Consider the following 1058-nt stretch of genomic DNA (forward strand, 5'->3'; position numbering starts at 1 on the left):
GGCGTCCTGGTGGAGTGTCACGTTGGCGTAGGGCGGCACCGCGTCGGCGGGGAGGCTGTGCAGCGCCTCGCGGGCGCTCTGGGCGGCGATCCGGGCCACCACGCGCTCGGCGAGCCGGGTCTCGCCCCGCTCCGCGGCGGGCACGGATGCCGGGCCGCCGCCCGGAGCGGCGTCCGGGCGGCGGTGGGCCGTGGTCGTGGCGGGCACCGTCACCTCCGCCGGCTGCCGCGGGAGCGGAACAGGTCGCCGGCGTCCAGGTCTCCCTCCAGGTACCTGCCGACCAGGAAGCCGACGGCGCCCAGCGCCGCCACCAGCAGGAAGGCCCCGAAGCCGCCGAAGTACCCGGCGAAGCCCAGTGCCATTCCGGCGATCATGCCGATCACGGCCATGTTCATCGTGCGCTCCTCATCGTGCGCCTGTCGGTCCCGCGCTTCTCGTCGGAGGACCGGGTCACTGGATCCTGGGCTCCGGCGCCGACTCGTCCTCCTCGTCGGGGAGCTTGACGTCGCTGACCGCGATGTTGACCTCGACCACCTGGAGGCCGGTCATCCGCTCGACGGCGGCGACCACGTTCTCCCGCACGTCGCGGGCGACGTCGGAGATCGAGACGCCGTAGTCCACGACGATCTCCAGGTCGAGCGCCGTCTGCACCTCCCCGACCTCGGCCTTCACGCCGCGGGAGACGGACTTGGCGCCGCTCCCTCCGGGCACCCGCTCACGCATGGCGCCGAAGGCCCGCGAGGTGCCGCTGCCCATCGCGTGCACGCCGACCACGTCGCGGGCCGCCAGGCCGGCGATCTTCTCGACCACACCGTCGGCGATCGTCGTGCGGCCGCGCGTTCCCGCGGCGCCGGTGGCGTTTGTCGTCTCGGTCATAGCCGTACGTCCTTTCGGTCGTCCTCCTGCAACCACGCTAAGTGGCGTTTCCGTGACTCGCCGTGCGGATACGGCAAGGTGGAGGAATGACCTCCCATGCGAGAACGACCTCACAGGAGTGGGCCGGGGCGGTCCGGCGCCGGATCGGACTCGGCAGGCCGCTGCCGCTGGGCGGGCCGCAG

2 protein-coding genes and 1 pseudogene are annotated in these 1058 nt (G+C 73.1%); all 3 read right to left on the reverse strand.

Features of this window, described 5'->3' with window-relative positions; genetic code table 11:
- Positions 1-207: pseudogene (locus HW445_RS32265) on the reverse strand (hypothetical protein); the annotation flags it as partial.
- A gap of 2 nt (positions 208-209) precedes the next feature.
- The gene (locus HW445_RS32270; protein ID WP_180224293.1) at positions 210-395 is read right to left on the reverse strand and encodes a hypothetical protein; all 186 of its coding nucleotides are present in this window, start codon (positions 393-395) and stop codon (positions 210-212) included.
- 55 nt (positions 396-450) lie between these two features.
- Positions 451-876 (reverse strand): Asp23/Gls24 family envelope stress response protein, encoded by a 426-nt coding sequence (locus HW445_RS32275; RefSeq protein WP_180224294.1) that lies wholly within the window; start codon positions 874-876, stop codon positions 451-453.
- Between the last annotated feature and the right edge of the window lie 182 nt (positions 877-1058).

Origin of the sequence: Streptomyces sp. UH6, assembly GCF_013421635.1 — a bacterium.
Classification (GTDB): domain Bacteria; phylum Actinomycetota; class Actinomycetes; order Streptomycetales; family Streptomycetaceae; genus Streptomyces; species Streptomyces abyssomicinicus.

Coding starts and splice junctions, on each gene's coding strand:
- HW445_RS32270 (WP_180224293.1), bottom strand. CDS start 395: ATGAACATGGCCGTGATCGGCATGATCGCCGGAATGGCACTGGGCTTC.
- HW445_RS32275 (WP_180224294.1), bottom strand. CDS start 876: ATGACCGAGACGACAAACGCCACCGGCGCCGCGGGAACGCGCGGCCGC.